Source organism: Enterobacter sp. BWH64 (genome assembly GCF_001037645.1).
Lineage (GTDB): Bacteria > Pseudomonadota > Gammaproteobacteria > Enterobacterales > Enterobacteriaceae > Enterobacter > Enterobacter hormaechei_C.
In genome coordinates, this window is sequence record NZ_KQ089923.1 from 60627 (window position 1) to 85681 (window position 25055).

A 25055-nucleotide genomic window follows, 5' to 3' on the forward strand; every position below is an offset into this window, starting at 1 on the left:
AAGGCATGAGAAGGATGGCAACTGTAGATCCTTAAGGCATGAAAAGAATAGGGTTATAAGGGGGGGGAAACCCCCCTTTATTATTTGCTAGGAACTCGTAAGAAATCATTTGGATATATGTTTATATATAACGTGTTGTGTTTCTCTCCCTCACCACAACAATTCCTCATGTCCTTTTTAATTTTTCCTGAATTGATATTTTCGCAGTCATAATGAAAGCCATTGTGTATTTTAGACCCTATTCGATAAACGCCGTTTAGGTAACAAAAATTACTATGTTTATCTTCATTTTTTAAAAATTTAATACCGTGTGTGTATTTTCCTGGTGATTTAAATACGATTTTTCCTCTAGCGTAATATTGAATTTCTTTATCTTTTACACGTATCTTGTGTTTTTGTACTTTTCTATCAAATTTTGCAATGAGATCTTTTAAACATTTCTCTTTATCCTTAGCTCCATAAAGTTCGGTTATCACATCACAAAGTAACTCTTGCACAAGGTTTTTTTCATAGTTAACGACAGGAAGCAGTAACGGTGTCGTATTACGCTTCGCTTGGTTCTGATTATTAAGGAAAGATACACATCTTATAATCTCACGAACCACTAACTCAAATTTTTTCTTTGATTTATTCACGCACTCATTTAGTTTTCTGTCGGTATCAATATGGACATCCTCAGGAAAAATATCTGGAGTTGTAATGAATGAAGAAGGAAGTAATTTATTAAAAATATCGATGTAATTACTCAGGTTTTGATCTATAACCAGCCCAAATGAATCTGCATCTTTATTGAATGAATAATCAACCAATTCATTAATTGTATTATTAAAATCACTATCAGAAATTCGTTTGGACCCAATGCGCCTATTCATGGCAATGAAATAAGTATTACCAACTGAATCACGTAAATGATTTACTATTCTAGATGCTATTTTATCATTTAAACCTGCAATCAAGATTAAGTGCATCAGCCTTACCCTAGTCAGTTTACTTTTTTGTTCAAAATATTCAGAGGAATACTGACGTATTTCATTTCATGTTGGGAAAGGTTACGTAGTAAAAAATCAAAAAGAGTTTCTTGAGTCCGAGTGTTTTTATCCACGATTTCTTGATCTTTATCCAGCGCAAGTTCATAATTTGAGATTTTTACTGCACAATAGGTTTTATCTAAAGTCGATTCAATAATGTCAACTTTACCTTTTAAATTTTCATGGATGAAATTCTTCAGTTTGAATGTTATTGGGAGTTTCTCACTTAGAGTTCTTCGCAGATGACTACCAACTTTTGCTAGGAGTACAGGCTTGTCTAAAGGCTGCTGAGAATTTAGAAAATCAATAATTTTTGTTTTCAGAACCTCATTATCAACATCGATTGTAACTTCGTTATTCATACATTCCTCAAATATAGTTATGCCAGTTATGAGTTTCTATTTGAGTGCAAAAATTCTGTAAGATCAAGTGAAAGTGATATGTTAGTTTTCTGCCCCGCAGCGAAGGAGGGAGTGCGGACGAATTCCTGGACCTTCAGGGGTTAATTTATGCATTCATACGAGGACGGATCCGGGCCGTCGAACTCTATTACCGGTACGGAAAGAAAGCCTCCGTTGTCGTCATGGAGCTGGGATATCCTTCCACAAAACAGCTGGGCCGTTGGGTTCGGATTTATGAAGAGAAGGGCGATTTACCCAGGGAATTAAAGCCAAGAGAACGCTATTCACGGACACAGAAAATTGCTGCTGTTGAGCATTATCTTACTCACGGTGGTTGCCTGTCGTACACTCGCCGAGCCATCGGCTACCCCAGTAACTAAATTCTAAAGCGCTGGATTGAAGAGTTTTACCCAAATGCGCGTCCCCTGGTCATTCGCTCAGGCACAAACAAATGCTTCAGCCCGGAAGAGAGGTCTCAGGCCGTCCGGGAGCTCTGTAACCGACGTGGAACCGCGCGTAAAGTTGCACAAAGCATAGGCGTCAGCGTCCCGGTCCTGTACAAATGGAAGAAAGACCTTATCAGTGACGAGGCTTATCAATCCATGCGCAAACGAAAGGCAGCCCCTCAGGATAAAAATCAGGATGCTTTACTCGGTGAAATCCAGCGACTCAGGCAGCAGGTTCATCAGCTGCAACTCGAACGTGACATACTGACAAAGGCGAATGAACTGATAAAAAAAGATCTGGGCATCAGCTTTCTGACACTGAAAAACAGGGAGAAAACCCTGATAGTTGATGCCCTTAAGAAAAAGTACCCCGTTGCTGAGTTGCTAAGCGTTCTGCAACTTGCCCGCAGCTGTTATTTTTACCACAAAGCCAGCAAACGTCTGTGCGATAAGTATGCGGAAATACGCGTGATCATGGCCGATATCTTTGAGGAGAATTACCGCTGTTACGGCTACCGGCGCCTTCACGCGATGCTTCGCGGTAACAACAGGGTTATTTCTGAAAAGGTTGTCCGCAGACTGATGGCAGAAGAGCAGCTCGTTGTTAAGCGCACCAGGCGACGACGATACAACTCTTACTGTGGCGAAATCGGCCCGGCACCGGAAAATTTACTCGCCCGGGATTTTAGTTCCTGCAGGCCAAATGAGAAGTGGCTGACCGATATTACGGAGTTCCAGCTTCTGGCTGGAAAAGTCTATCTGTCGCCGGTTATCGACTGCTTTGATGGCCAGGTTGTAAGCTGGTCGATAGGAACACGCCCGGACGCGACGCTGGTGAATACGATGCTCGATGAAGCACTCGATACGCTCAACGAACATGATAAACCGGTAATACACAGCGATCGTGGTGGCCATTACCGGTGGCCGGGCTGGCTCGATCGTATCAACACATCCGGACTTATAAGGTCCATGTCGCGCAAAGGATGCTCGTCGGATAATGCTGCGTGTGAAGGCTTCTTCGGGCGTATCAAAAACGAAATGTTCTATGGCAGAAACTGGACTGGTATCACGTTGGAAAAATTTATCTGCTTCCTGGACAGGTACATACGCTGGTATAACGAGAAACGTATCAAGCTATCATTAGGTGCAATGAGTCCGGTGAAGTACCGGCAGTATCTTGGGATCACAACATAACAGTCCAGGAAAACATCCGCAGCCCCTGAGAGGGGTCGGTTCCGGCTGAGGGCGAAATGACACCCTAAGCGTTAGCTCTGTGTCGTTGCACGATGTCAGCGACGGTATTCTTGCTGATACCGAGCTCGCGTGCGATCCAGCGATAGCTGCGTCCCTCGGCCCTCATCGCAACCACCTTAGGCAAAAGTCGGTCTGATTTTGGTCGCACTCCGGCCTGACGACCAAGCCTCTTACCACGTGCCTTCGCAACAGCAAGGCCTGACTTGAACCGCTCGCTGATGAGATCCCGCTCAAACTCCGCAATGCCGGAAAGAAACGTCGCCAGCATTCGTCCATACGGCGACGAAAGATCGAACGCCATTCCATTCATGGCTATCACGGAAACCTTCCAGTTCTCCAGTTCACGTAGCGTATTGAGCAGATCGAGCGTCGAGCGCCCCCACCGGGAAAGCTCAGTGACCAGGATTGCATCAATTTGTCTGGACTGGGCAAGCGCCAGGACTTTCTTTCGCTCGGCCCGGTCGAGTTTAGTTCCTGAACCTGTTTCCTTAAATATTCCCACCACGTCGTAGCCGGCACGGCCGGCGAAGGCTCGCAGATCAAATTCCTGGCGTTCACAAGACTGATCCGCTGTTGAAACCCGGCAGTAAATGGCGGCACGATGTCCCAATTGAACCCTCCTGGATTTTTGTATCGGAACGCCCTGATTTATATGGGCTGGCTGTTGTCCAAAACAGACTATACTTCAAAAGGGACGAATTTGTATGTCACGACGCCATATTTTCACCGAACGGCAGCGAGCAGCGCTGTTCGATCTGCCCACGGACGAACTGTCGCTACTGAAGTTCTACACGCTGGGCGATGATGACCTGGAAAACATTAGGCAGCGCCGCAGACCGGAAAACAGGATTGGCTTTGCCCTGCAACTTTGTGCCTTACGATATCCGGGCCGTGCACTGGCTCCTGGTGAGATGATCCCGCGTGAAGTCCTTTCCTTCGTCGGTGCTCAGCTTGGAGTTCCGGCTGATGCGCTTCTCACTTATGCCACACGGCGCCAAACCCGTCAGCAGCACATGGACACGCTGCGCGAAATTTACGGCTACAAGACCTTCACGGGCCGTGGTGCCCGTGATCTGCGGGAGTGGACTTTCGGCCAGGCCGAAGATGCCAGATCAAACGAGGATCTTGCTCATCGTTTTATTGTGCGGTGTCGGGAAACTTCCACCATTCTGCCCGCAGTATCGACAATCGAGCGCTTGTGCGCGGATGCTCTGGTCGCCGCTGAGCGGCGGATTGAAACGCGGATTGCGGAAAATTTAACAGCGGATGTTCGCGATCACCTGGACAAACTTCTGAGTGAAATGCTCGCCGGCAATATCAGTCGTTTCATCTGGCTTCGCAACTTCGAGGTTGGTAACAACTCGGCTGCTGCTAACCGTTTGCTCGACAGGCTCGAATTTCTGCGTACCCTGAATATCAATCATAGTGCTTTGGCCAGCATACCTGCCCATCGCATTGCCCGGCTGCGTCGGCAGGGTGAACGCTACTTCACCGACGGTTTGCGTGACATCACTTCGGACCGCCGCTGGGCGATCCTTGCCGTCTGTGTTGTGGAGTGGGAAGCGGCGATTGCTGATGCCATAGTCGAAACCCATGACAGGATCGTAGGAAAAACCTGGCGGGAAGCGAAGCGCCAGCATGACGAAACAATTTCCGGCTCTAAAGCCACACTCACGGATACGATCCGTACCTTCACCGCGCTGGGAGCTTCGTTGCTTGAGGCCCGCAGTGACGGAACCCCGCTGGAGATGGCTGTCGCCAGTTCGGTTGCATGGGACCGGCTCGCTCAACTGGTAGCGACAGGGACTCAACTCAGCAACACGCTAGCCGATGAGCCTCTTGCATATGTCGGGCAGGGATACCATCGCTTTCGTCGTTATGCGCCCCGCATGTTGCGCTGTCTGAAGCTCGAAGCCGCGCCGGTCGCCGGACCATTGGTAGCAGCAGCTTTGTCGATCGGAGAGATGAAAGGTGTTGCATCGCCAGAAAGGCGTTTCCTGCGGCCCAGCTCCAAATGGAACCGTCATTTACGAGCTCAGGAAAAAGGAGATACCCGTCTTTGGGAAGTGGCGGTACTCTTTCACCTCCGGGATGCTTTTCGTTCCGGAGATGTCTGGCTCGCTCATTCGCGCCGCTATGGTGACCTCAAGCAGGTACTGGTGCCGATGATCGCGGCGCAGGAAAATGCAAAACTGGCCGTGCCTTCCAACCCACAGGATTGGCTGGCAGACAGAAAGGCGCGACTCACGATCGCTCTTAAGCGGCTGGCCCGGGCTGCCCGTAACGGCACTATTCCGCACGGTAGCATAGAAGATGGAACGTTGCGGATCGACAGGTTGACAGCAGACGTGCCGGATGGTGCCGAGGCACTCATACTGGATCTGTATCGCCGAATGCCGTCCGTTCGGATTACCGACATGCTGCTTGAAGTTGATGCAGCCCTTGGTTTCACAGATGCGTTTACCCATCTGAGAACCGGGGCTCCATGTCGCGACCGGATCGGTCTGCTCAACGTCCTGCTCGCTGAAGGGCTCAATCTGGGCCTGCGTAAGATGGCGGAAGCTACAAACACGCATGATTACTGGCAGCTCTCACGCCTTGCCCGCTGGCATGTTGAAAGCGAAGCCATGAACCAGGCATTGGCAATTGTGGTGGCCGCGCAGGGTAAACTGCCGATGTCACGCGTCTGGGGGATGGGCACGTCAGCATCGAGCGATGGTCAGTTTTTCCCGACAGCGCGGCATGGCGAAGCCATGAACATGGTCAATGCCAAATATGGTTCTGTTCCCGGCCTCAAAGCGTATACTCACGTAAGCGACCAGTTCGCGCCATTCGCTTGTCAGTCGATCCCGGCGACCGTGAGCGAGGCACCGTATATTCTCGATGGACTACTGATGAACGAGGTCGGTCGCCATGTTCGCGAACAGTATGCCGATACAGCAGGATTCACCGACCATTTGTTCGGAGCCAGTAGCCTGCTCGGCTACAATCTCGTTCTGCGAATCAGGGATCTGCCATCGAAGCGGTTGTACGTATTTAATCCCGATACGACCCCCAGGGAGTTACGCAAGTTGGTAGGTGGAAAAGCCCGGGAGGATCTTATCGTTGCGAACTGGCCTGATATTTTCCGTTGTGCCGCGACGATGACCGCTGGCAAAATCAGGCCCAGCCAACTCCTGCGCAAGCTCGCTTCTTACCCACGACAAAACAACCTTGCAGTTGCGCTTCGTGAAGTTGGTCGTATTGAACGGACCCTTTTCATTATTGAGTGGATCCTGGATACGGACATGCAGCGGCGTGCTCAGATCGGTCTTAACAAGGGAGAGGCCCACCATGCGCTCAAAAATGCGCTCCGTATCGGGAGGCAGGGGGAAATTCGCGATCGCACGACAGAGGGGCAGCACTACCGAATCGCTGGGCTCAATTTATTGACTGCGGTGATCATTTACTGGAATACCGTCCATCTTGGTCATGCCGTCACGGAGCGGCGGAACGAAGGGTTGGATGTTCCCCCTGAATTTCTTCCCCACATATCCCCATTGGGCTGGGCGCACATTCTACTGACTGGCGAATATCTTTGGCCCAAGGAACCGAAAGCTTAGGGTGTCATTTCGCCCTCAGCCGGAACCGACCCCTCTATGGGCTCATGGGCAATCGGGCAGGCGTTACTCAACATCGCACCGCCCGCCGACGTGACATTGTTCCTCATCGTGTCGCTGCTGATATCAGCGGCGGTGGTTCCGATCACCTTGCTGCCCAGTCATCCGCCGGCCCAGGTGGAACAGGAATGGGTCGCGTTCAGGGACCTCGTCCTCGTATCACCTCTCGCTGCGGCTGGCGCTTTCCTGGCCGGCCTGGCTATCGGTGGTTTCTGGGGCATGGGCGCGAACTTCGCCCAGAGCATCGGCCTCGATGTGGGCGGTATCTCCGCCTTCATGGCTGCGGTTCTTGGTGGAACGCTCGCCTTCCATTGGCCACTCGGTTGGCTTTCGGATCGAGTGCCCCGGAATCTTGTCATCGCCGGTGCGGCGCTGGCGTCCGCAGCGTCTGCCATCGGCGTAGCGTTGGCGGTGGAAGCGCCTCTGCCGCTGCTCCTTGCGGCAGGTGCGCTGTTCGGCGGCTTTGGCATCCCGATTTATTCGTTGTGTCTCGCCGTCGCAAACGACGATCTTCCGGCCGGTCGGCTACTCGGCACCGCGCGCGGGCTTCTGTTGCTCAACGGGATCGGGACAGCCGCTGGCCCCCTAATAGGAGCAGCTGCAATGAATATCGTCGGCCCTGGCGGCCTGTTCCTTTATGCGGCGGCGTTGCTCACGCTCCTGGCAGTGCTGGCCATCGCCCGCAGGCAGCCGAGGCGCGCCAACCAGGCCAAGGCGGCCCCCCGTTCTCCGAGCACGCCGATGATAACCGGATCTCTCGATACGATGATATGCATGGAGAAGCGGGCGCAGGGCGTGCGGGATTAGCGCGGCACGGCGCCTGCACGAACCGCGGGGTCAGGCGATGATAGCTGTTACGCGAATTTCGATACGCATGGTTGGAAGCCCCAGCGCTTCGATTCCCAACTGCGTCCAGATTGGAGCGCGGTCGGGCATGTAGTGGCGATACAGCTTGGCCATTGTTTCGTTGATCACGGGAGGGAATCCACCGACGTGATAGGAATTGACGTGGACCACATGCGGCCAGCGTGCTCCGGCGGTCGCGAGCGTCCGTTCCACGTTCTTGAACGCCTGCTCGATCTCTTCCTCAATCGACTCCGGAATGACGAGATCGTCGTTCCATCCGCCCTGTCCGGAGATCTCCACGCGGTCACCAATGCGCATTGCCTGAGAATAATGAAGCGCGTCATGCAGGCGCGTCCCGTATCCGGGGGTGATGAAGAATGAAGGTGTTGTCATGAGTTTGCCTTTGATGAGCCAGGTCAACGCGGCTGCAAGTGACCGTATGCATGCAGAAAGAGATGCAGGGCGTTCGGCACTAGCGCGCCGGCTGCGGTGGAGGGCTTTATTCCACGTCTTCTACGGTGAGGTCCCGGCCGTTGAACTGCACGGTCTCCCCGGCTCGGGCACCCTCGATCGCTTCGAAGATCGGCGCCATCGTGGAAATGCCCATGAGCTCACGCCCCTGACAGGTAAACTTGCTCGTTGACACCGCGATCACAAAGTGGCGGCCGGACAGCTTGACGACAGCGCCTTCGTTGACGGCCAACTTGGGGCCGAAATCGATCGTCCTGAGCTTTTCGAGTTTATTGGCGTAGTCATGGAGCGTGTCATCGAGCGCTTCAGCGAAGTCGCTCGCGACCTCGGCCTGAGCTAGTTCGTCGTTTTCGATCGGTTCGCTCCGATCGAGCCGAGCGGTAGAGACATAGTCCAGGTAGTTTTCGCGAGCGCTGTGCAACGCTGCTGTCTCCAGCAAGAGCATAGTTTCTCGTATGTGGTCCTTGTTCCAGTCCATAATCACCTCCTAATTTTCGATGTTCTTAAAGTTCAGCCTGCAGATGTGTGGGCCAGGAAGGCCAGCCTTTCCGGCTAAGCGACACCGCTATTCGTCGCTGATGACGTCTTCGCCCTGGTATGGAACCCTGATCAGCCGAGGATCTCGAATGATGCTCGTGACGAGCCAGACATATTCCTGCTCGGCGGTATCGAAGCCGAGGATGCTGAAGGATTGGCCGAAAGGGCATGGCGGGAAGTCTGGAAAGCCCTCGCGCAGAACGTAACGCTCGGGATCGCTGTGAAACTCGCTCTTGTAGACTTTCCGTAGTCCGTGCTTGCTCGGCGCGTCCTGGTCACCTGCCGGTGCTGTTTCCCGATGCGCCACAAGGCGCTCGGACAAGTCGCGGGGGCAGATTTCGTGGAACACGTCGAAGGCGTCGATCAACAGGCCTTTATGCTCTGTCGCCGGATCGGTGATCGCGTAGATGTTGGAGGCATCTTCGCCGTCGTCCCCGCTCTCGAGGCGCAACGCCGCATCGACGCGAATGCTGCATGCATCGAGGGTTGACCCTAGTTCGAGATCGACGAGATTGCCGTCCTTGACGCGGTATTCGCGGTCATAGCCTTTGGCGATGAATGACTGGACTGCTTCTAGAACGTCGGTCACCTGGGAGGTCATGGAAGCACCTTCATCTTGAACTGGATTGGACACGCTCGCGCACAAAGCGCGCTGTGACTCGGCGGACGGAGAAGCTCGCGAAGTGCGTTACTCATAGCCACTTAGCCTTCTTGAAGCGCACAAATAGGAAAACGCACGATATCGCTATCACTCCGAGCACGACAAAGTATCCGTAGGCCGTGTCCAGCTCCGGCATGTGCTTAAAGTTCATGCCGTATATTCCAGCGATCGCCGTCGGGACCGTCAAGATCGCCGCCCAGGCCGCGAGCTGGCGAGTGACCACACCGATCCTTTGCGCTTCCAGAAGGCTGCTGGCCTCGAAGACCGTGGACAGGACAAGCAGGAGGCCGTCGACCATGGACTGCACGCGGTGGACATGGTCCGCGACGTCGTGGAAATATGGTGTCATTTCGGCGCTGATGCAGGGAAAGTGGCCGCGAACGAGCTTTCGCACCAGCTCGGCCATAGCCCCGAGCGTGCGCTGGAACCGCGTGAGTTCGGACCTTAGTTCGAAGATTCGCGCCACCTCTTCTGGCCCGAGGAAATCGTGCAGCGACCGTCGCTCCATCGCCAGGACGTCGTCCTCGATCATTTCGAAGATGGGCAGATACTGGTCGACCACTCGGTGCAAGATCGCGTGCAGCACATAGTCGACACCCTTGCCGAACTGCGTCGGCGATGCCTCGAGTTGCTCCCGAAGTTTGCCCAGCGCTCCGGCATTGCCGTGCCGCACGGTGATAAGGTGATTGTGACCGGTGAAGATCGCCATCTTGCCGTAGCTGATCCGGTCGCCGACCAGCTCGGCGGTCTGGGCGACGACGTACAACTCATCGTTGTAGACCTCGAGCTTGGGCGGGCACAGCGGGTGCATGGCGTTGTCGATCGCCAAAGGATGGAGGTTATACGTCGTCTGGATCGCGCTGAGTTCGTCTGCGGTGGGCTCGCTAAGCGCGATCCAGCAGAAGCCCGAGCGATTCTCGTTTAGTTCGACGTGCTCATCGAGCCTGATTTCACGGACTCGCTTACCTTCGTTGTAATAATATGCGGCGATAATGGTCATGCAGGCCTCGCAGGAATTCGCAGGCCACGCTGTACAGCCGGTCGCGCCAGCCCGCGTTCGAGCCATGCCTGCACGTTCGAATAGCTGCTTAGGCCGAGGATGTCGCCCGCTGCGTAGAATTCGACCAGCGCATTCACCCAGCCAAACGTCGCAATGTCCGCGATCGAGTAATCATCGACAATCCATTCGCGGCCCTCCAGCCGGTGATCCAGGACCCCGAGAAGACGCCTGGATTCATCAACAAAGCGCTGCCGAGGTCGCTTGTCCTCATAGTCCTTGCCGGCAAATCGCAGGAAAAAGCCTAGCTGTCCGAACATCGGCCCGATGGCCGACATCTGAAAGAACACCCACGCTAGGGTCTCGTAACGCTGGCCTGGTTCGGTGGAGATGAACTGACCCGTCTTGTCGGCCAGATAGAGGAGGATCGCACCGGATTCCCATAAGGCGATGGGTCTACCGTCAGGGCCAGCCGGATCGATGATCGCCGGTATGCGTCCGTTCGGGTTCAGCGACACGAACGCCGGATCCTTCGACTCGTTGTTCGAGATGTCGATCAGGTGGGGCTCGTACGCCAGGCCAGTCTCCTCAAGCATGATCGAGACCTTGACGCCATTGGGCGTAGGGGCTGCGTAGAGTTGCAGGCGATCGGGATGAGATGCCGGCCAGCGCTGCGTGATCGGAAAGGACGAGAGGTCTGGCATAAATCTGCGATCCTGGTGTTGCGATGGCGACTGACTGGAACGAGCCGTCACTCTGAAGTAGGGTTCGATGACCGCGTCGCTGAACGACGCGGTCACGAAGATTGCGGACCGGACCGGCGCAGTGGCAACGGCAGTGAAGCCTATTCCGCCGCGGTCCCGGCCGCTGGCTGTACGTCGTCAACCTTTTGGCGCTTCGGAAGCACCCAGCCGGGACGGACGAAGTGGCAGGTGTAGCCGCCCGGGTGCTTCTCCAGATAATCCTGGTGATCGGGCTCGGCCTCCCAGAACTCGCCGACCGGCTGGACCTCGGTCACCACTTTGCCATCCCACAGCCCCGAGGCATCCACATCGGCGATCGTATCCTCGGCGACGCGCTTCTGCTCCTCGTCGACATAATAGATGCCCGACCGGTAGGAGAGCCCACGATCATTGCCCTGGCGGTTCAGCGTCGTCGGATCGTGGATCTGGAAGAAGAATTCCAGGATGTTCCGGTAGCTCGTCACTGTCGGGTCGAAGACAATCTCGATCCCCTCGGCATGCGTGCCGTGATTACGATACGTGGCGTTCGGAATATCGCCGCCCGTGTAACCCACACGGGTCGAGATGATGCCGGGCCGCTTGCGGATCAGATCCTGCATGCCCCAGAAACATCCTCCTGCGAGAACAGCGCGCTGATGCATGTTAAGCCTCCTCTACTTGATCGAGATATTCACCGTATCCCTCGGACTCCATCTCGTCGCGCGGGATGAAGCGAAGGGACGCTGAGTTGATGCAGTACCGCAGACCGCCGCGGTCGGAAGGACCATCGGGGAACACATGGCCGAGATGACTGTCTGCGTGTACTGACCTGACCTCCGTCCGGACCATGCCGTGTGCGCTGTCCCGCACCTCGTTCACGTTTGCCGAAACGATCGGCTTGGTGAAGCTGGGCCAGCCAGTACCCGAATCGAACTTGTCCGTCGAAGCGAACAGTGGCTCTCCCGACACTATGTCGACGTAGATGCCAGGCTCCTTGTTGTCGTTGTACTCGCCCGTGAAGGGCCTTTCGGTCCCCGAATCCTGGGTAATCCGGCGTTGCTCGGGGGTCAGGCGGTCAACTGCTGCCTGTGACTTCTCAAACTTCATGATAGTCTCCAATAATTAATCTAGAGAGCTCGACACACTGTCATTTATCTTTGCAGTCATTGCGCCGACTATAGCAGTGCGCCCCAGATTTATCCAATACGCTGCGCGTATAGTTTCCATAGCGCCGAAGCTCTTCACGTCGTGATTCAGTTCCACTCATACCGGGCTGCCAGCTGCGCGATGTTCCGTATCTCGACCGTTGCCGTGGAGCCGGATACTGTCGCGATCACGACTTCGCGCTCCAAGACAAATCCGTCGATCGGCCGAGTGACGAGGCCTTGCACGGTCGGCGATCGTTCCGGAAGAATGCATATGGCGTGGCCGTCAGCGACGACCCGTTGCACCCAGTCCTCGCGATCTGATCGAAAGCGAGGTCGCATGAGCAAGTCCCGTCGCGCGAAGTGATCGAGGATCCGATCGCGAAACTCGCATTTCAGGCGATCGACGAAAGGAAACTCGAGCAGGTCTTCGCCGCGCACGATCTCGTTGGCAGCCAAGGGATGGTTTGCAGAACAGCCGAGCACGAAGCGCTCCCGAAATAGAGGATGCACATCCAGCTTGCGTTCCGGTCTTGTTTCACGCGGCATGATGCACGCGTGGTATTTTCCTGAAAGCACCTCCGATGTGTCCTCGTTCGACTGGAGCGAGTGCAGCTTGATTTCGATGGATGGCATCTCCGCCAATGCGCTCTCGAAGAATGCCGTAAATTCCTTTGGTCCGACGGTGGGCGCGACGGCGACATCCAGCACGCGGTGCCCCCCCATCGCCCAGTGCTCCGAGTGATTGCGAACGCTCTTCATCGCGACCACCATGCGCCGGAATTCTGCCTCGACGTCATGGCCAAGGCCAGTCAGGCGGCTGTTCTTCCCGTCGCGATAGATCAGCGGCCCGCCAAGCTCATCTTCCAAGCGGCGGATCGCGCGGGTCAGACTTGGCTGTGACACACCGCTCAAGCGAGCGGCCGCTGTGAAATTCAGCGTCTCGGCCAAGTTGATGAAATAGCTGACTTGATTGAGTTCCATAGTCCTTTGGCCCACGCGCCTGACTGATACCTCTTCCGTGAGACCGCCTTTGGAAAGCAGGTCGCAGAAGTATGCTTGGCGCATATAATCATGGTATAGGGGCTTGTCTATATGCGCCAGACATATAAATGATAGCCTGAGATGACGATTACCGGTTGGCGGTGCGCTCCGCTCAGCTCCGTCGAAGGTTCTGAGAGCGCAACCGCCAAGCCGCGTGCTGGAGGTTTGATGGACATGGCAGGAAGATCATTTACGTTTGTCAGTGGGGCTGGCTCTCCGCTGTCCGGGCACCTCGAACCGCCGGAAGGGACGCCGCGGGGCTGGGCGATCTTCGCCCACTGCTTCACGTGCGGGAAAGACAGTCGCGCCGCTGTTCACATCTCGCGCGCGCTGTCGCGTGCGGGCATCGGGGTCTTGAGGTTCGATTTCGCCGGGACCGGGATCGGCGGTGGGACGGGAGAACCTGTGAACTTCGCGTCGGACGTCGAGGACCTTCGGGCCGCCGCAAATGCGATGGCGGCGGCGGGCATGTCACCGTCCCTCCTCGTCGGGCACAGCCTGGGTGGCACCGCTGCGATCGTAGCCGCCGCCGACATGCCTGATATTGCGGCGGTAGCGACGATTGGTGCGCCGGCCGACCTTCAGCATATCTTGCGCCTCTTCGGACCGAATGATCTGGACACCATCGCGAGCGAGGGCGAGGCCTCGGTGGAGATTGCCGGTAGGCCCTTCCTCATTCGCCGAGGGTTCCTTGAGGCGGTTGAGGGGATCGACGTCGAGAAGGCCATTGCCTCCCTGCGACGGCCGGTGCTGGTCATGCACTCTCCGCTGGATCAGGTGGTCGGCATCGACCACGCGTCGCGCATCTTCGTCGCGTCCAGGCACCCTAAAAGCTTCATCTCGCTCGACAACGCGGATCACCTTCTCACCGACGTCGCGGACGCGAACTACGCCGCGGCCATGGTGGCGGTTTGGGCGAGCCGCTTTCTCCCACCACTCAGCGCGGATCTTCCGCAGGTCGAGGTTGCGGAGGGCGTCGTCTCCACCGAAACTCTTGCAGGGACGTTCCAGCTCAAGGTCCGCAGCGGCGAGCACACTCTGTTCGCCGACGAGCCAGCATCGGTCGGTGGCCTCGGGACCGGACTATCTCCCTACGAACTCGTATCTGCCGGCCTCGCAGCCTGCACGGTGATGACGATGCGTCTCTATGCGAACCGCAAGGGCTTTCCGCTCGAACGGGCGAGCACGACCGTGCAGCACGAGAAGGTGCCGGACATGATGCCACCCGACCGGTTCACCCGCACCATTGTCCTCGATGGGCCGCTGAGTGATGATCAGCGCGCTCGGATCCTCGCGATCGCTGATCGGTGTCCCGTCGATCTGAGTCTCATCCGGGGTTCGGACGTGCAGACCGAGCTCTTGAGCGCCAGTCAGGCTGCGGATCCCGCGAGGCTGGCTTGACCGTGGCGCACACGGAGGAGGGCGAACGGACTGTGAGCCAATCGCCTACCGGCAATAGGGCGGCCGCGACAGAGCGAGCAATTCTCGCAGGCGGCTGCTTCTGGGGCATGGAGGATTTGCTGCGCCGAGCCAGGGGAGTCATTTCGACGCGTGTCGGTTACACAGGCGGAGAAATGCCTGATCCGACCTACGCGAGACATTACGGCCATGCGGAAGCAGTGGAAGTGACCTTCGACCCTTCCGTTCTCGCCTATCGCTCGCTCTTGGAACTCTTCTTCCAGATACATGACCCCACGACCTACGAGCAACAAGGCAGCGATGTCGGTCCGAGCTATCGATCGGCGATTTTCTACACCACCGAAGTGCAGAAGGAAGTCGCCCTCACAACCATCGCGGAAATCGAGGCATCAGGAAGCTGGCCAGGCCCGGTCGTGTCGGAGATCAACCCAGAAGAACCCTTTTGGGAGGCGGAGCCAGAGCACCAAGAATACCTGGTGCGCTATCCTGGGGGCTATAGCTGCCACTTCGTGCGCCCGACCTGGCGGTTGGACCGCTCAGACGAACGCCCAGCTGTAATACTTGACAGAAAGAGTTGATGATGACCGAAACCGTGACTAATCAGGCCGCCTGGCAGAAAGCGCCGGGGCAGCCACTGAGGATCGGTGTCACCGCTCTGCCGCATCTGGCGGCGAACGAGATATTGATCCGCAACGCGGCCATCGCGATCAACCCACTCGACTGGATTCTGCAGGACGTCGCGCTTTTGCCATGGCTCGACTATCCCGCGATTCTCGGCAGCGACGTCTCCGGTGAGGTCGCGGCGGTCGGTGGCGCGGTCGAGCGGTTCAAGGTCGGCGATCGAGTCATCGGACAGGCGGTCGGGACAACCGTAAATCAACCTGCGCAGGGTGCGTTCCAGCACCACACGATCGTGCTGGACCACATGGCGGCGCCGATCCCCAACAACATTGCCTTCGCTGATGCGGCAGTCCTCCCGCTTGGCCTTGGCACCGCCGCAAGCGGGCTCTACGGACGGACACAGTTGGCTCTCGCGCCACCGTTACACTCGCCGACCGCGCGTCCAGAGGTCGTTCTGGTCTGGGGTGGATCGTCGAGCGTTGGCTGCAACGCCATCCAGCTCGCGGTGGCGTCGGGCTACAGGTGCGTCGCCACCGCTTCGGCGCGCAACGTCGGCCTGTTGAAGGAGCTGGGTGCAAGCGAGGTTCTTGACCACTCGAGTCCAGCCATCGTGGAAGACGTGATTGAGGCAATGCGCGGGCGCAGTCTCGCTGGAACGCTTCACGCGACCGGTCACATGAAAGACTGTTTTGCCGTAGTTGCGAGATGCGAGGGCTCGCGCCGGGTGGCAGCGACGCTGGCCCCGCCCGACGAGCGTTCATTTGGAGTCGAGGCGACGCACATCTCCGGGACGAGCCTCAAGGATGACGAGGTTGGTCCAATGATCTACCGCGAATTCCTGCCGCAGGCTCTCGCGGCGCGCACGTTCGTCCCCGCCCCTCCGGCGAAGATCGTGGGCCAGGGCCTTGAAATGCTCCAGGCTGCCTTGGAAGCCCTGAAGGCGGGTGTATCCGCAGCGAAAATCGTCGTTACCCTGCCTTGAGTGACCAGCCAGGCGGTTTTTCGCGTTCGCAGTCTGAGGTGGCCCGCACTTTGCCGATTGGGAAGCTCTACCGGGAAAACGCGTTTGGGACGCGCGCTGCGCTCCTGCCGGAGCATGCGTTCCCGAAACCTGTTCCCGACTGCTTTTCCCCGAAACTACCTATCGGACATAGAGAAATGGGAATGCAGCGAGTGGTTTGAACGGCCGCTTCCGAAACCGCGTTCCGATCAATTGAGCGGCTAAAAGTGGGGCGATCACCGACATATTAGAATGAGACCGCCATGCCCGATCGGCCGGCTTGACGCGTAGCCAAAAGAATGCGGCTGATGGTAGGCTCGCTGACATTATGAAGCCCCGCCATCTGAGCAGCGTTGAGCTGCCGCAATTGCGAGTCTCCTACGCGTCGTCGTTCTTCTCGCGGTCCACACCTCGCTCATGCAATTCGGCATCGACGGGGCAGTTCGTGCAGCCCTCGTAGCAGCACAAGCGGCAGATGCGGTATGACTGCTCGAGGTTTTCCAAGCGATTTCGGAGAACGCGTTCAGCGATGTCCGATAAGGTTTTCAGTTCGTCTGGATTAAGGATCGATAGCCCTTCGGCAATCACTTGATCGCGCGAGGCCAGGACCTCGTCGCTCGCGACCTTGCCAGTTGGAGTAAGATAGAGGGATCGCGCGCGCCCGTCTGTCGAATGCTCCCTACGCTCGATCAATCCCTCGCTTACCAATCTATCCACCAGGCGAACAGTTCCAGCATGTGAAAGGCCCACCCCGATCGCAAGCATACGGATCGAGAGCCCGGGCTTGTGCGCGAGCAACGCCAGCGCTGAGGCGGCGGGTCCAGCTTCCGGCGCCCGCGATGAACTAGCGCGAACGATGTCGTCGCTGATCATGAGTGCGAACGCCCCGAAAATGTTTCGATCTCGAGGTCCATCCATTGCCACATCTATATGTGCGCGGAGCATAGACAGCAAGCCATACCGTGGTCCTCTTCCTCCGCGCGGCTTGTGGAAAATGTCCTGTTTTAGAAGGGTTTCGGAGGATTTCGACTGATCGAGCGCGCCGAAAAAAACGGGTCCGGCTCGTTAAGGCCGCGGAACCGTTGATACCTGGCGGCTATAGGGCAAGCCTTTTCGCTCGGAATCGCCGTAGGTCGCGCCCGAGAATCACTCCGCGTCAGCGCTGTCATCCAGGCCGCGCAGGTGCAGATCAGCGAGACCTAGCTTGCCCCCGGCGTCGCACTTCCATCGTGTCACCGCGCGCGATCACGATTGTATCAATCCCATTGAGGAACAGTCCGTGCTCCACGACGTCGGGGATTGCGGCGAAACGGGCGAAGACCGCGTCGCCATGCAGCTGAGCGCCTCCGGGCTCGATATCGCGACGGAGCATCCATGCCCCGCGGAGGTTCTGCAGGATTTGCACGCCCGCCGTCACGAGAGGACCACAGTCACGAGAGCACAAGCGCCCCTCTGTGGCGGACCGAAGCACGCAGCAGCACGAGGGACGCCGCTAGCAGAACTGCGTCCTTCAGTAGAAACTGCCCTGGTGCAGCCGAAATCGCAGGAAAGCCGCCGGCAGTCTGCTCCGCGACACCTGGAGTGGTGATGAAAAAGGTCAGCGTGATCAGATAGGTCGCTGCTGACATTAGTGCGCCTAGCGCAGAGAAGAGTGGACGAAATGCACCAAGGATCAGAACGAGACCGGTCGATAACTCGATAACGCCGATGAAATAGCTTTGCCCCTGCGTCCCGAACATGCCGAGCCAATTCATGATCGGGCTGTGTTCGATAAACGGGGCGATACCATAGGCCTCGTACGCTGTGAACTTCATCGCGCCGAACCACAGAAATACGATCACGAGAGCCCATCTAAGCAGGCCAAGATCCCTCCGACCGTGCTCGGGGACAAGAAATTCATAACGGTCGAAAATGCTCATCTAAAATTCCTCAACAGTGGTCCCGTGGGAACGTCACGAACGTCGTCTACGTGCTTCGGGCAGGCGTTGCAGTATATGCGCGACGCATATACCATATACTAATAAGCGAGATATGTCGAGCGGCTGGCTCGCGCTTCGCTGCCTCACGAAGCCATCCTCATCGGCGATGCCTTTACCCAGCAAACGCGCGACCTTTGCGGGATTTTGACTTGATGGGGCTGGCGCTCCGGGTGGGCCTATAGGGGTCGTCTCAGAAAACGGAATCTATGGTCACTCCCGTTTTTGCAACACCGATTTTGACGACAAGTTGGCTTGCTTGAATCTATCCGGCGTCTGAATGGGATTTTATTCCCGCGCCTTGATGAGTTCCGCGCCTGATGAACCTCCAGAAAATATACGGCTTCAATGAGCCTTTCCGTTTTACAGGTTCCTCAACAGGCCGGTGGGCCGTTAGTATCATCAATATCAGTATTCGCAAAACCAGATCAGTAATTCTTTAAACCGGTGTATTTCTGCCGTTATGCTACATAAGTTTGCTGTCGTGCCGTTAGGGCCCAGGCTATTCTGGCCAGCTTGTTTGCCAGAGCACAAGTGACGACAAAGTTGCTTTTCCGGCACAGTAAATCCGGCACTGTTGCAAAGTTAGCGATGAGGCAGCCTTTTGTCTTATTCAAAGGCCTTACATTTCAAAAACTCTGCTTACCAGGCGCATTTCGCCCAGGGGATCACCATAATAAAATGCTGAGGCCTGGCCTTTGCGTAGTGCACGCATCACCTCAATACCTTTGATGGTGGCGTAAGCCGTCTTCATGGATTTAAATCCCAGCGTGGCGCCGATTATCCGTTTCAGTTTGCCATGATCGCATTCAATCACGTTGTTCCGGTACTTAATCTGTCGGTGTTCAACGTCAGACGGGCACCGGCCTTCGCGTTTGAGCAGAGCAAGCGCGCGACCATAGGCGGGCGCTTTATCCGTGTTGATGAATCGCGGGATCTGCCACTTCTTCACGTTGTTGAGGATTTTACCCAGAAACCGGTATGCAGCTTTGCTGTTACGACGGGAGGAGAGATAAAAATCGACAGTGCGGCCCCGGCTGTCGACGGCCCGGTACAGATACGCCCAGCGGCCATTGACCTTCACGTAGGTTTCATCCATGTGCCACGGGCAAAGATCGGAAGGGTTACGCCAGTACCAGCGCAGCCGTTTTTCCATTTCAGGCGCATAACGCTGAACCCAGCGGTAAATCGTGGAGTGATCGACATTCACTCCGCGTTCAGCCAGCATCTCCTGCAGCTCACGGTAACTGATGCCGTATTTGCAGTACCAGCGTACGGCCCACAGAATGATGTCACGCTGAAAATGCCGGCCTTTGAATGGGTTCATGTGCAGCTCCATCAGCAAAAGGGGATGATAAGTTTATCACCACCGACTATTTGCAACAGTGCCCCTGAAACTGCCTTACTGCTGACTGGGACAGGAGCGATTCCACACCCAATGCCTCGACCCGGTGCCGGCTGTCACTCAGCACAAGGTCAAGGGCCAGCAGAATCGTGCTTTTCCCGGACTCATTGTCCCCGACCAGAATGTTACGGTCATGAGTGAAGCGCAGGTCCAGTTCCGGAAACTTTTTAAAGTTTTGCAGCATAAGCCGCGTGATCAGAGGCATCTTTTATTCCTTTATATACCGCTGACTGAAAGAGTGTCCGGCTGCGCCAGACCGCCTGTTTTGTTTTACAGCGTTATCTTACCCAGTCTTCCAGCACAAGACCCGGTACCCGCTCAAATTCCCGCGTATTATTCGTCACCAGCACGGCACCGGCGGCGATGGCGTGCCCGGCAATGGCCGTGTCGTTCGGGCCGATCGGCGTCCCGGCCATTCGCAGCGCCACCTTAATCTCCGTGGTGGCGTCCACCGCAGCGCGATCCCAGGGCAGGATGGCATCGAGGCGGGCGCAGAACGCGTCGACCAGCTCGACGTGGCGCGGGGAGGCCTTCGGGCCGGTGGCCCCGAAGCGCATTTCAGAATAAGTGATGGCCGAGACAACGATGCGCTGGCCGCGCAGCACCGCCAGCTCCAGGCGCTTCAGGACGGCTTCCGGCTGCTCGCGCATGATGAACGAGCAGATACAGGTGTCGAGCATATAGGTCTTGTTCACAGGTTAAATCGTCCTTCGTCGCTGACAACGTCCTCGCGCTCCGCCATAAAGTCCGGGTCTGCCTTCTCGAACTGCGCGAACGAGCCCCAGGTCGGCCGGACGGGACGCAAAATAATGCTGTCCCCTTCCCGGACGATCTCCAGCTCGCTCACTCCCTCAAAATCCAGATCGCGGGGCAGACGAATGGCGCGGTTATTGCCGTTTTTAAAAATGGATACAGTTCTCATCATTTCCTCCTGGCCGACCGGCCTGTATGACTATGTTCAGTATATGCAGATGCAAAGCATATGTATAGTCATAGCATATGCAGATGGTAAGTATATGCGTATGCCACACCTATGCAGATGCCCGGCATATAGATATGTTGAACCTATGTTGTATTCTCTCTTTTCCCGGTCAGATCCGAAAAAAGCTAGTTCCGGATCTGCTTTCCGCCCTCCGGCGCGCAGCGGCCCAAAAACACAAGATGTAGCGGTGTTACCAGCTGACAGTGACGCTAGATGTTGTGTCCCTCCCCTGCCCCGTGACCGGCCGCTCACCACCCTAAAAGGGCGCTGTGGTTATTCCCTGACCGTGGTACACTTCCGGAAACTTCGTTATACGTGAAAAGTCGGATCAGGACGGAACGGCCGTCAGGTAATTTAACGGCGTGGCTGTATGGCTGCTTGTTATCTCTAAGGTGATTATTTTGTATGTGAATTTCACGAAGTGAAATTAATGGCGACATAACAGTATGTTTCAGGCGGGCGTGAGTCAGCTGCATCCTTACGCTATACTGATATGCATATCATCAGTATGTATTCCGGAGTGTATTATGAAGCAGCGCATCACTGTCACCATAGACAGCGACAGTTATCAGTTACTGAAATCCGCAGACGTCAATATCTCCGCCCTGGTGAACAGGGCCATGCAGAATGAGGCCCGTCGTCTGCGTGCCGAACGCTGGCAGGCTGAAAATCAGGAAGGGATGGCCGAGGTTGCCCGCTTTATTGAGATGAACGGTTCATTCGCCGACGAAAACAGGGACTGGTGAGATGCAGTTTAAGGTTTATGCCTATAAAAGAGAGAGCCGCTATCGTCTGTTCGTGGATGTGCAGAGTGACATCATCGATACCCCCGGGCGACGGATGGTGATCCCGCTGGCCAGCGCCCGGCTGCTGTCGGATAAGGTTTCCCGTGAACTCTATCCGGTGGTGCACATCGGGGACGACAGCTACCGCCTGATGACCACGGACATGGCCAGCGTCACGGCCTCCGTCACCGGGGAGGAAGTGGCCGATCTCAGCCACCGGGAAAATGACATCAAAAATGCGATAAACCTGATGTTCTGGGGAATTTGACAGCCTCCCCGCCCTGAAAGACATCGAGGATGTCAAAACGAAGCATTGCCGCAGAGCTTAACCCTCAGCATGAACTGCCCACCGGAGCGGATGCCCTGCAGGCTTTCGCAGGGGCAGCTTAAACGAACGGTTCACACAAAAAACCTTAAGTCAGTTAAAGGAAACCAGATGAACAGAACTAATGGCGAACCAGAGACAGAAACAGACGTGATGGCCACCGCTTTCAGCACCATGCGCAAGTACGGCATGAATATCATCACCGCCACGCAGCATATGGATATTAATGCTTACGTGAAATCCGATCCGCGGATGCCGAGAACGCGGCTGCGTCGTTACCTGGGACAGTACGGCCTGCGCGGTGAGGCCCTGAGCGCGGAGGTAAGACGTATCGTCGCTGGCCCTGAACGACCAGATAACACGCTGAAAGCCGGAATCTTCTATACGTGGCCCTATGGCTGGGAGCCTGCGGATTTCACGCCAGTGATGAGGCGCATTTTCAAGGGAAAGCGCACCCGCCATGTGATGTTGTTTGATGAACTGCCTCAGCTGTTTGGCAAGAATGACTATTGAACCGGATACTATTTTTGAGGCGAGGTATGGGTACACCAACATTTAGCTCATTTAACGATGTGGTCCGGGAGCTTGAGGATGTATATGGCCACCAGGAGCTGTGGCTTTATTCTGGCCTTAATGAGGACAGCCCCATCGAGACAGCCCGCCGGCGTCAGAAATGGCGATCTCCAAAAATTCTCAAACGAAACGGCAGAATGGTGGCAGAACAATCAGGCCAGCCTGATTTCTGGGTGCTCACGGGTGACTACCATCTGCCGCAGTCTGAACACAGCGCTCCGCCGTGGAAAGCCTGCCTCATCAATAAGGTCTTTAAAGTGTATTGTTCACTGTTAGGGAAAAAAACATGACCGACTGTGTTACCCGGACTGGTGACGACAAAACAATGTGGCTCGTGACATTGCCGGAGATCATTACAAATAACAGTACCCGCCAGGAGGAAAATCTGGTCGTTATTCTGAGCAGGGAGGAATCGTGGGGGCCAACTTCTGACCATTTTCCCGACGGATTGTACCGGGTCTCCTGCATAATGACACTGTACCTGGCCGATACCGAACAGACGAAGACTCAGACTTTCACTGCAATCTACTGGCCTCAACAGAAGGCCCTGCATCTGTTTACAGATGAGTTCAGACTGGAACGCCGCCTGCAGGGACTCGGCCTGGGTAGCTGGATCACGCAGCAGTTTGTTCTCTGGGCCAGAGGCCTTCCGCCAGCAACCCTGGTTTTGCCGATTGAAATTTCCCGGGTTGATGAAGAAAACGAAGAAAACAAGATCCGGAGGGACAGGCTGTGGCACGCAATGGGTTTCCGGTTCCCGCCGGGGGAAACCAGCTCAATGCCGCTGCGGGCAGACGAACTGCAGTTGCCGCGGGGCAGGTGTTCAACGCTCCGGGTGGAGCCCCTGGTATCCGCGGTACGCCGGCTGGAAGACAGTTATCGCGCGCTGCAGGAAAAAATCGTGCAGCTCGAAGGCAAAAAACGGTCGCAAAAACAGTTAATTACTTCACTTCAGAATCGTCCATTTTATCATCTGTTGCACAGGAAAGGGGGCCAGCTCCCGGACGAGAAATATGACGCCCTGCCGCTGCGGGCAGAAAAACTGTCTCTGCCGCAGAGCGGGGATTCTGACCTGGAGGTGGCGCAACGGGCAACCGGGGTCATCCGGCTGGCTACCCTGTGTGCTCAGTCGCAGAAAAGAATCCTGGAGCTGGAAAGGGAGCTTGCCTCGCAAAGTGAGGAGCTCGTTGACCTGCAGGCAAATCTCCTTTCTATCCTGCGTGAGAAAGTCGGCAACGAGGCCTTATTCTGGGGGGGCGTGGTGAGTATTATTGGATTTATCTACTGGATGTTGGGGTCATGAATGTTCCCGTTCCATAGCCACCCACTGAAGAGGAGTGAAACCTGTGCCCGAAAATATCGTGTCTACCGTCATTGACGGGGTAGTTTTGTTTGTGACTTCGTCTGTTTTCTGGCTGGCTGTCGCTGGCTGGTTAGTCATCCTGACTCCGGTAATATTACGAAGAAAATTCTCGGCAAAGAAAAAAGTTAACAGAAATTATGAATAACCTGGTTCCAGTTGGATCTCCGGCATCTCCCGGAACATTGCTCCCGGTGGCCATCGATTACCCTGCCGCCCTCGCCCTGCGCCAGATGGCGCTCGTGCAGGATGAACTGCCGAAATACCTGCTGGCGCCGGAAGTCAGCGCCCTGCTCCATTACGTGCCGGATCTTCACCGCAAGATGCTGCTGGCGACGCTGTGGAACACCGGCGCGCGCATTAATGAAGCGCTCGCGCTGACCCGGGGGGATTTTTCGCTGGTGCCGCCGTATCCGTTCGTGCAGCTGGCCACGCTCAAGCAGCGCACCGAGAAAGCGGCCAGGACGGCAGGTCGTGCCCCCGCAGGCAGTCAGGTCCATCGTCTGGTTCCCCTTTCCGATCACCACTACGTCAGTCAGCTGCAGATGATGGTGGCCACCCTGAAAATTCCGCTGGAAAGACGAAACAAGCGCACCGGCAGAATGGAGAAGGCACGTATCTGGGAGATCACAGACCGTACCGTGCGCACCTGGCTTAGCGAAGCGGTGGAGGCCGCAGCGGCCGACGGGGTGACGTTCTCAGTACCGGTTACCCCCCATACGTTCCGTCACTCCTACGCGATGCATATGCTGTACGCCGGCATACCTCTGAAGGTTTTGCAGAGCCTGATGGGCCACAAATCGATCAGTTCCACGGAGGTCTATACGAAGGTGTTTGCGCTCGATGTCGCGGCACGGCACCGGGTGCAGTTTGCTATGCCGGAAGCTGAAGCTGTTGCGTTGATAAAAAAGTTAACCCCAAACCAATCTACATAGGTCAACTATGGGTAATACCCCAGGTTTCGACCAAAAGTAGTTCTTGTGTGGGAAACAGTCCAAGCTTAATGGGGGCTTATCCAGCCTCACTTTTTACAGCTTTCAATCACATTAATTATGTTCAGAAAGGCCCTCATTGCCCTAAAGAAAAAAAATGCAGCCATGAAAATAAGGAATAATTGAGATACAACTCCTGCTAAATCATGGTTGCTACCAGCCACTGATAGCAACGTAAATAGTAATGCAAGCGAAAAATGTAAGGCGATTGTAGTATTTGAATTCATGTATATCCCCTTATGTATAGGACTGAGGCCATCCGCAAATTTTCACTATCGCGAAGTTGTTGCCTCGATATAAAAGGTGTTACCACCCTGAACAAGATAACAAGATAACAAGATAACAAGATAACAAGATAACAAGATAACAAGATAACAAGATAACAAGATAACAAGATAACAAGATA

28 protein-coding genes and 3 pseudogenes are annotated in these 25055 nt (G+C 55.5%); 13 read left to right on the forward strand and 18 right to left on the reverse strand.

The genetic code is table 11. The features are described from left to right. Nucleotides 1–80 precede the first annotated feature (80 nt). Both SK50_RS22680 and SK50_RS22685 read right to left on the reverse strand, forming a co-directional pair. Nucleotides 81–968 (reverse strand): hypothetical protein, encoded by an 888-nt coding sequence (locus SK50_RS22680; RefSeq protein ID WP_023304027.1) that lies wholly within the window; start codon nucleotides 966–968, stop codon nucleotides 81–83. Between the two features lie 14 nt (nucleotides 969–982). Continuing rightward, nucleotides 983–1390, reverse strand: coding sequence for a hypothetical protein (locus SK50_RS22685; protein WP_023304028.1), 408 nt, complete (start codon nucleotides 1388–1390; stop codon nucleotides 983–985). 143 nt (nucleotides 1391–1533) lie between these two features. Here SK50_RS22685 and SK50_RS23615 point away from each other — a divergent pair. Then, nucleotides 1534–3069, forward strand: a pseudogene (locus SK50_RS23615) (IS3 family transposase). Nucleotides 3070–3133: 64 nt separating this feature from the next. Here SK50_RS23615 and SK50_RS22700 read toward each other — a convergent pair. Next, the gene (locus SK50_RS22700; protein WP_048230015.1) at nucleotides 3134–3739 is read right to left on the reverse strand and encodes a recombinase family protein; all 606 of its coding nucleotides are present in this window, start codon (nucleotides 3737–3739) and stop codon (nucleotides 3134–3136) included. 94 nt (nucleotides 3740–3833) lie between these two features. On the opposite strand from SK50_RS22700, the gene SK50_RS22705 reads away from it, so the two are divergent. Together SK50_RS22705 and SK50_RS22710 are read left to right on the forward strand one after the other, a co-directional pair. Further along, a complete protein-coding gene (locus SK50_RS22705; RefSeq protein ID WP_001553819.1) occupies nucleotides 3834–6731 on the forward strand; it encodes a Tn3-like element Tn5403 family transposase in 2898 nt (965 codons plus the stop codon). Between the two features lie 36 nt (nucleotides 6732–6767). Next, on the forward strand, nucleotides 6768–7595 hold the full coding sequence (locus SK50_RS22710; protein ID WP_004099046.1) for an MFS transporter: 828 nt from the start codon (nucleotides 6768–6770) through the stop codon (nucleotides 7593–7595). Nucleotides 7596–7625: 30 nt separating this feature from the next. On the opposite strand, the gene SK50_RS22715 is transcribed toward SK50_RS22710, so the two are convergent. The 8 genes from SK50_RS22715 to SK50_RS22750 all read right to left on the reverse strand — a co-directional run bounded on the left by SK50_RS22715 (nucleotide 7626) and on the right by SK50_RS22750 (nucleotide 13151). Beyond that, nucleotides 7626–8027 (reverse strand): RidA family protein, encoded by a 402-nt coding sequence (locus SK50_RS22715; protein ID WP_004099044.1) that lies wholly within the window; start codon nucleotides 8025–8027, stop codon nucleotides 7626–7628. Between the two features lie 106 nt (nucleotides 8028–8133). Beyond that, complete coding sequence (locus tag SK50_RS22720; RefSeq protein ID WP_004099042.1) at nucleotides 8134–8583, reverse strand: hypothetical protein; 450 nt, start codon at nucleotides 8581–8583, stop codon at nucleotides 8134–8136. Between the two features lie 87 nt (nucleotides 8584–8670). Next, the gene (locus SK50_RS22725; RefSeq protein WP_004099040.1) at nucleotides 8671–9243 is read right to left on the reverse strand and encodes a hypothetical protein; all 573 of its coding nucleotides are present in this window, start codon (nucleotides 9241–9243) and stop codon (nucleotides 8671–8673) included. A 91-nt stretch (nucleotides 9244–9334) separates the two neighbouring features. Continuing rightward, nucleotides 9335–10303: a magnesium and cobalt transport protein CorA gene (locus tag SK50_RS22730; RefSeq protein WP_023338002.1), complete on the reverse strand. Its 969-nt coding sequence runs from the start codon at nucleotides 10301–10303 to the stop codon at nucleotides 9335–9337. After that, nucleotides 10300–11004, reverse strand: a complete 705-nt coding sequence (locus SK50_RS22735; protein ID WP_005006007.1) for a glutathione S-transferase N-terminal domain-containing protein — start codon at nucleotides 11002–11004, stop codon at nucleotides 10300–10302. The genes SK50_RS22730 and SK50_RS22735 overlap by 4 nt, the downstream gene beginning before the upstream one ends. 140 nt (nucleotides 11005–11144) lie before the next feature. Continuing rightward, nucleotides 11145–11684, reverse strand: a complete 540-nt coding sequence (msrA, locus tag SK50_RS22740; protein ID WP_023294902.1) for a peptide-methionine (S)-S-oxide reductase MsrA — start codon at nucleotides 11682–11684, stop codon at nucleotides 11145–11147. 1 nt (nucleotide 11685) lies between these two features. Beyond that, complete coding sequence (gene msrB / locus SK50_RS22745) at nucleotides 11686–12129, reverse strand: peptide-methionine (R)-S-oxide reductase MsrB (protein WP_023338003.1); 444 nt, start codon at nucleotides 12127–12129, stop codon at nucleotides 11686–11688. A gap of 146 nt (nucleotides 12130–12275) precedes the next feature. Then, nucleotides 12276–13151: a LysR family transcriptional regulator gene (locus tag SK50_RS22750; protein ID WP_011191349.1), complete on the reverse strand. Its 876-nt coding sequence runs from the start codon at nucleotides 13149–13151 to the stop codon at nucleotides 12276–12278. Nucleotides 13152–13379: 228 nt separating this feature from the next. On the opposite strand from SK50_RS22750, the gene SK50_RS22755 reads away from it, so the two are divergent. Genes SK50_RS22755 through SK50_RS22765 form a run of 3 tightly spaced genes read left to right on the forward strand, consistent with a single transcriptional unit; the run spans nucleotide 13380 to nucleotide 16233 of the window. Beyond that, on the forward strand, nucleotides 13380–14612 hold the full coding sequence (locus SK50_RS22755; protein WP_004357650.1) for a bifunctional alpha/beta hydrolase/OsmC family protein: 1233 nt from the start codon (nucleotides 13380–13382) through the stop codon (nucleotides 14610–14612). Nucleotides 14613–14644: 32 nt separating this feature from the next. Then, nucleotides 14645–15208 carry a peptide-methionine (S)-S-oxide reductase MsrA gene (msrA, locus tag SK50_RS22760; protein ID WP_011191350.1) on the forward strand — a complete coding sequence of 188 codons (564 nt, stop codon included), beginning with the start codon at nucleotides 14645–14647 and terminating at the stop codon, nucleotides 15206–15208. After that, a complete protein-coding gene (locus SK50_RS22765; protein ID WP_004357654.1) occupies nucleotides 15208–16233 on the forward strand; it encodes a zinc-binding alcohol dehydrogenase family protein in 1026 nt (341 codons plus the stop codon). The genes msrA (SK50_RS22760) and SK50_RS22765 overlap by 1 nt, the downstream gene beginning before the upstream one ends. A 396-nt stretch (nucleotides 16234–16629) precedes the next feature. Here the strand turns inward: SK50_RS22765 and SK50_RS22770 are convergent, their stop codons facing one another. The 7 genes and pseudogenes from SK50_RS22770 to vapB form a co-directional block, all read right to left on the reverse strand. Then, on the reverse strand, nucleotides 16630–17124 hold the full coding sequence (locus SK50_RS22770) for a MarR family winged helix-turn-helix transcriptional regulator (RefSeq protein ID WP_004099028.1): 495 nt from the start codon (nucleotides 17122–17124) through the stop codon (nucleotides 16630–16632). Nucleotides 17125–17681: 557 nt separating this feature from the next. Continuing rightward, nucleotides 17682–18170 (reverse strand): YkgB family protein, encoded by a 489-nt coding sequence (locus SK50_RS22780; RefSeq protein ID WP_004099027.1) that lies wholly within the window; start codon nucleotides 18168–18170, stop codon nucleotides 17682–17684. Between the two features lie 518 nt (nucleotides 18171–18688). Further along, nucleotides 18689–18802: pseudogene (locus SK50_RS24250) on the reverse strand (IS110 family transposase); the annotation flags it as partial. A 47-nt stretch (nucleotides 18803–18849) separates the two neighbouring features. Beyond that, nucleotides 18850–19554 (reverse strand): IS6-like element IS26 family transposase, encoded by a 705-nt coding sequence (locus SK50_RS22790; RefSeq protein ID WP_001067855.1) that lies wholly within the window; start codon nucleotides 19552–19554, stop codon nucleotides 18850–18852. 64 nt (nucleotides 19555–19618) lie between these two features. Then, nucleotides 19619–19837 (reverse strand): annotated as a pseudogene (locus tag SK50_RS22795) (AAA family ATPase); the annotation flags it as partial. Nucleotides 19838–19910: 73 nt separating this feature from the next. Then, nucleotides 19911–20327, reverse strand: a complete 417-nt coding sequence (locus SK50_RS22800; RefSeq protein WP_016236302.1) for a type II toxin-antitoxin system VapC family toxin — start codon at nucleotides 20325–20327, stop codon at nucleotides 19911–19913. Next, nucleotides 20324–20554: a type II toxin-antitoxin system VapB family antitoxin gene (vapB, locus tag SK50_RS22805; RefSeq protein ID WP_001261282.1), complete on the reverse strand. Its 231-nt coding sequence runs from the start codon at nucleotides 20552–20554 to the stop codon at nucleotides 20324–20326. Before vapB ends, SK50_RS22800 begins: the two co-directional genes overlap by 4 nt. Between vapB and SK50_RS24065 the strand changes: the two genes are divergently transcribed. From SK50_RS24065 to SK50_RS22835, 7 genes are all read left to right on the forward strand, one after another. Continuing rightward, nucleotides 20511–20933, forward strand: a complete 423-nt coding sequence (locus SK50_RS24065) for a hypothetical protein (protein ID WP_162781986.1) — start codon at nucleotides 20511–20513, stop codon at nucleotides 20931–20933. The two genes, vapB and SK50_RS24065, sit on opposite strands and share 44 nt — an antisense overlap. A gap of 208 nt (nucleotides 20934–21141) precedes the next feature. Beyond that, entirely contained in the window at nucleotides 21142–21360 is a 219-nt protein-coding gene (gene ccdA / locus SK50_RS22810) for a type II toxin-antitoxin system antitoxin CcdA (protein ID WP_004197642.1), read from the forward strand. Nucleotide 21361: 1 nt separating this feature from the next. Further along, entirely contained in the window at nucleotides 21362–21667 is a 306-nt protein-coding gene (gene ccdB, locus SK50_RS22815; protein WP_004197633.1) for a type II toxin-antitoxin system toxin CcdB, read from the forward strand. Between the two features lie 210 nt (nucleotides 21668–21877). Further along, nucleotides 21878–22237: a hypothetical protein gene (locus SK50_RS22820; RefSeq protein WP_025380813.1), complete on the forward strand. Its 360-nt coding sequence runs from the start codon at nucleotides 21878–21880 to the stop codon at nucleotides 22235–22237. Between the two features lie 26 nt (nucleotides 22238–22263). Next, nucleotides 22264–22587 carry a hypothetical protein gene (locus SK50_RS23975; protein ID WP_004197641.1) on the forward strand — a complete coding sequence of 108 codons (324 nt, stop codon included), beginning with the start codon at nucleotides 22264–22266 and terminating at the stop codon, nucleotides 22585–22587. After that, nucleotides 22584–23600, forward strand: a complete 1017-nt coding sequence (locus tag SK50_RS22830) for a hypothetical protein (protein ID WP_004197639.1) — start codon at nucleotides 22584–22586, stop codon at nucleotides 23598–23600. The genes SK50_RS23975 and SK50_RS22830 overlap by 4 nt, the downstream gene beginning before the upstream one ends. Nucleotides 23601–23797: 197 nt before the next feature. Further along, nucleotides 23798–24592 (forward strand): site-specific integrase, encoded by a 795-nt coding sequence (locus SK50_RS22835; RefSeq protein WP_004197635.1) that lies wholly within the window; start codon nucleotides 23798–23800, stop codon nucleotides 24590–24592. The last annotated feature ends 463 nt before the right edge of the window (nucleotides 24593–25055 follow it).

Coding starts and splice junctions, on each gene's coding strand:
- SK50_RS22680 (WP_023304027.1), bottom strand. CDS start 968: ATGCACTTAATCTTGATTGCAGGTTTAAATGATAAAATAGCATCTAGA.
- SK50_RS22685 (WP_023304028.1), bottom strand. CDS start 1,390: ATGAATAACGAAGTTACAATCGATGTTGATAATGAGGTTCTGAAAACA.
- SK50_RS22705 (WP_001553819.1), top strand. CDS start 3,834: ATGTCACGACGCCATATTTTCACCGAACGGCAGCGAGCAGCGCTGTTC.
- SK50_RS22710 (WP_004099046.1), top strand. CDS start 6,768: ATGGGCTCATGGGCAATCGGGCAGGCGTTACTCAACATCGCACCGCCC.
- SK50_RS22715 (WP_004099044.1), bottom strand. CDS start 8,027: ATGACAACACCTTCATTCTTCATCACCCCCGGATACGGGACGCGCCTG.
- SK50_RS22720 (WP_004099042.1), bottom strand. CDS start 8,583: ATGGACTGGAACAAGGACCACATACGAGAAACTATGCTCTTGCTGGAG.
- SK50_RS22725 (WP_004099040.1), bottom strand. CDS start 9,243: ATGACCTCCCAGGTGACCGACGTTCTAGAAGCAGTCCAGTCATTCATC.
- SK50_RS22730 (WP_023338002.1), bottom strand. CDS start 10,303: ATGACCATTATCGCCGCATATTATTACAACGAAGGTAAGCGAGTCCGT.
- SK50_RS22735 (WP_005006007.1), bottom strand. CDS start 11,004: ATGCCAGACCTCTCGTCCTTTCCGATCACGCAGCGCTGGCCGGCATCT.
- msrA (WP_023294902.1), bottom strand. CDS start 11,684: ATGCATCAGCGCGCTGTTCTCGCAGGAGGATGTTTCTGGGGCATGCAG.
- msrB (WP_023338003.1), bottom strand. CDS start 12,129: ATGAAGTTTGAGAAGTCACAGGCAGCAGTTGACCGCCTGACCCCCGAG.
- SK50_RS22750 (WP_011191349.1), bottom strand. CDS start 13,151: ATGGAACTCAATCAAGTCAGCTATTTCATCAACTTGGCCGAGACGCTG.
- SK50_RS22755 (WP_004357650.1), top strand. CDS start 13,380: ATGGACATGGCAGGAAGATCATTTACGTTTGTCAGTGGGGCTGGCTCT.
- SK50_RS22765 (WP_004357654.1), top strand. CDS start 15,208: ATGATGACCGAAACCGTGACTAATCAGGCCGCCTGGCAGAAAGCGCCG.
- SK50_RS22770 (WP_004099028.1), bottom strand. CDS start 17,124: ATGATCAGCGACGACATCGTTCGCGCTAGTTCATCGCGGGCGCCGGAA.
- SK50_RS22780 (WP_004099027.1), bottom strand. CDS start 18,170: ATGAGCATTTTCGACCGTTATGAATTTCTTGTCCCCGAGCACGGTCGG.
- SK50_RS22790 (WP_001067855.1), bottom strand. CDS start 19,554: ATGAACCCATTCAAAGGCCGGCATTTTCAGCGTGACATCATTCTGTGG.
- SK50_RS24065 (WP_162781986.1), top strand. CDS start 20,511: ATGGCGCGGTTATTGCCGTTTTTAAAAATGGATACAGTTCTCATCATT.
- vapB (WP_001261282.1), bottom strand. CDS start 20,554: ATGAGAACTGTATCCATTTTTAAAAACGGCAATAACCGCGCCATTCGT.
- ccdA (WP_004197642.1), top strand. CDS start 21,142: ATGAAGCAGCGCATCACTGTCACCATAGACAGCGACAGTTATCAGTTA.
- ccdB (WP_004197633.1), top strand. CDS start 21,362: ATGCAGTTTAAGGTTTATGCCTATAAAAGAGAGAGCCGCTATCGTCTG.
- SK50_RS22820 (WP_025380813.1), top strand. CDS start 21,878: ATGGCCACCGCTTTCAGCACCATGCGCAAGTACGGCATGAATATCATC.
- SK50_RS23975 (WP_004197641.1), top strand. CDS start 22,264: ATGGGTACACCAACATTTAGCTCATTTAACGATGTGGTCCGGGAGCTT.
- SK50_RS22830 (WP_004197639.1), top strand. CDS start 22,584: ATGACCGACTGTGTTACCCGGACTGGTGACGACAAAACAATGTGGCTC.
- SK50_RS22835 (WP_004197635.1), top strand. CDS start 23,798: ATGAATAACCTGGTTCCAGTTGGATCTCCGGCATCTCCCGGAACATTG.